Raw genomic sequence first — 2,726 nt, 5'->3', positions numbered from 1 at the left:
GATCTATGTCTTCGCCGTCTGGCTGCGGCTGGTTCCTGCTGGCGGCTTTCCCGGCTGGAGTGCCGGCGTCTGGCCAGCCTTGAAGTCGCTGCTGCTGCCGGCGTTGGCGCTTGCCTTGCCGCAAGCCGCGATTCTGGCGCGCGTCACCCGCTCGGCGCTGATCGAGGTGCTGAACGAGGACTATATCCGTACCGCCCGCGCCAAGGGTCTGCCCTACCGAGCTGTGCTGTGGCGGCACGCGTTGCGCAACGCCATGATTCCGGTGCTGACCATTCTGGGCCTGCAGTTCGCCTTCCTGCTTGCCGGCACCATCATCATCGAGAATGTTTTCTATCTGCCCGGCCTCGGCCGGCTGGTGTTCCAGGCCATCACCCAGCGCGACCTGATCGTCGTCGAAAGCGTCGTCATGCTGCTGGTCGCCGCCGTCATCGCCGTCAATCTGCTGGTCGACCTTTCCTATGCGGTCGTCGATCCGCGCCTGAGAAGCCGGCAATGACACTGCACATCGACATATCAGAAGAGACGTTCGGCAGCATCCTGAGCAAGGCGTTCGGGAATACCGCCTTCGTTGCCGGTTTCGTCATCACCCTGCTGATCCTGGCAATGGCTGTCGTCTCCTATGCCTGGACGCCCTATGACGTCACGAAACTGGTGATATCGGATAAGACGCAAGCGCCCTCGCTGGCGCACTGGTTCGGCACCGACCATTTCGGCCGCGACATCCTGTCGATGGTCATGGTCGGCGCCCGCAATTCGATTGCCGTGGCGCTGGTCGCGGTCGGCATCGGCATGGGGGTCGGCGTGCCGCTCGGCGCCTTTGCCGCGGCACGCGGCGGCCTCGTCGACGAGGCGCTGATGCGGCTGAACGACCTCGTCTTCGCCTTCCCGGCTTTGCTGTCGGCGATCATGATCACCGCCATCTTCGGACCGGGCGCCGTCAACGCCATCATCGCCATCGGCATCTTCAACATCCCGGTCTTTGCGCGCGTCGCCCGGGCCGGCGCGCTGGCGATCTGGCCGCGCGAGTTCATTCTCGCCGCACGCGCCGCCGGCAAGAGCAGCACGCAGATCACAATCGAACATGTGCTGCCCAACATCGCCACGCTGCTTCTGGTGCAAGGCACCATCCAGTTCGCTCTGGGCATCCTGGCCGAGGCCGGGCTTTCCTATCTCGGCCTGGGTGCGCAACCGCCAATGCCGAGCTGGGGCCGCATGCTGTTCGACGCGCAGACCCGCATGGTGGTGGCGCCATGGATGGCGATCTTTCCGGGCATGGCGATCGTTGTCGCCGTGCTGGGGCTGAACCTCCTGGGCGACGGCATCGCCGACATCCTCGATCCGAAATCGCGGCGGCAGCGATGAGCCTGCTCGACATCGAGAACCTGTCGCTGACCATCGGCGACACGCAGATCCTCAAGGGTGTGGAGCTTTCCGTCGCGGCCGGTGAGGTGATGGGGCTGGTCGGCGAATCCGGTTCCGGCAAATCGATGACCGCGCTGACGGTGATGCAGCTTCTGCCCCATGCCGCGCGCGCCAGCGGACGTGTCACATTCGACGGCATCGACATCCTGGCAGCAACCGAGGACCAGATGTGCGCGCTGCGCGGCGACGACATCGGCATGGTGTTCCAGGAGCCGATGACGGCGCTCAATCCGGTCAAGACCATCGGCGAACAGGTTGCCGAAGGCATACGCTGGCACACCAGGGCCAGCCGCGCCGAGGCCGAAGACCGGGCGCGAAAAATGCTCGACCGTGTCGGCTTGCCCGAAGCGAAATTCCCGCTGTCGCGCTATCCGCACGAACTGTCGGGCGGCCAGCGCCAGCGCGTCGTCATCGCCATCGCCTGTGCGCTGAAGCCGAAGCTGCTGATCGCCGACGAACCGACGACGGCGCTCGACGTGGTGCTGCAGGCACAAATCCTTGATCTGTTGCGCGACCTCGTCGCGGAGAGCCGCATGGGCCTGCTTCTTATCTCGCATGACCTCGCCGTGGTGACCGAGATGGCTGACCGCATCACCATCCTGCGCCGCGGCGAGGTGATGGAAGCCGGCGACACCGCACGCACGCTATCCGAACAGCTCCACCCCTACACGCGCCAGTTGGCGCAGGCCTCGATGCATGTGCCGGCGCGCGCCAGGCTCCATGGCATCGAGACGGGCCGCCCTTTGCTTCAGATCGAGGGCGTGACCCGCGACTATCCCGGCCGGCGCACTTCGATGTTCAAGCGCGCGCCTGGTATCCGCGCCGTCGACGACGTCTCGCTGTCGATGGCGCCGAGTCAGTCAGTGGCACTGGTTGGTCGCTCCGGCTGCGGCAAGTCGACGCTCGCCCGCATGATCCTGGCGCTGGATCGGCCGACATCGGGCTCGATCCGGTTCCGCGGCGGGACCATAACCGGCAAGAGCGAAGCCGAGCTGAAGCCGGCGCGACGCGATATGCAGGTCGTTTTTCAAGATCCCTATGGCTCCTTCGACCCGCGCCAGAAGGTGGAAAAACTGGTTGCCGAACCCCTGCATGTGCTGGAGAAAAAGCCGACGCGCGCCGAGTGCCGCGAGATGGTGGCGCATGCCCTGCACGAAGTCGGCCTCGGCATCAGCGACATGGACAAATACCCCCATGAATTTTCCGGCGGCCAGCGCCAGCGCCTGTCGATCGCCCGCGCCATCATCACCCGCCCCAAGCTGGTCGTTGCCGACGAGCCGGTCTCGGCGCTCGATGTCTCGATC

The 2,726-nt window shown here is 65.3% G+C and carries 3 protein-coding genes; all 3 read left to right on the top strand.

Annotated features, from left to right (window positions below; translation table 11 throughout):
- Positions 1-496: ABC transporter permease (locus EN925_RS31150; protein WP_164894506.1), on the top strand; the 496-nt coding region annotated here is incomplete at its 5' end.
- A complete protein-coding gene (locus EN925_RS31145; RefSeq protein ID WP_013531216.1) occupies positions 493-1,362 on the top strand; it encodes an ABC transporter permease in 870 nt (289 codons plus the stop codon). The genes EN925_RS31150 and EN925_RS31145, both read left to right, overlap by 4 nt.
- On the top strand, positions 1,359-2,726 hold a 1,368-nt coding region (locus EN925_RS31140), incomplete at its 3' end, for an ATP-binding cassette domain-containing protein (RefSeq protein WP_164894505.1). The genes EN925_RS31145 and EN925_RS31140, both read left to right, overlap by 4 nt.

Origin of the sequence: Mesorhizobium sp. M7A.F.Ca.US.006.04.2.1 (genome assembly GCF_004022915.1) — a bacterium.
Taxonomy (GTDB): Bacteria; Pseudomonadota; Alphaproteobacteria; order Rhizobiales; family Rhizobiaceae; genus Mesorhizobium; species Mesorhizobium ciceri.
This window is presented reverse-complemented; position numbering and strand designations above follow the sequence as displayed.

Coding starts and splice junctions, on each gene's coding strand:
- EN925_RS31145 (WP_013531216.1), top strand. CDS start 493: ATGACACTGCACATCGACATATCAGAAGAGACGTTCGGCAGCATCCTG.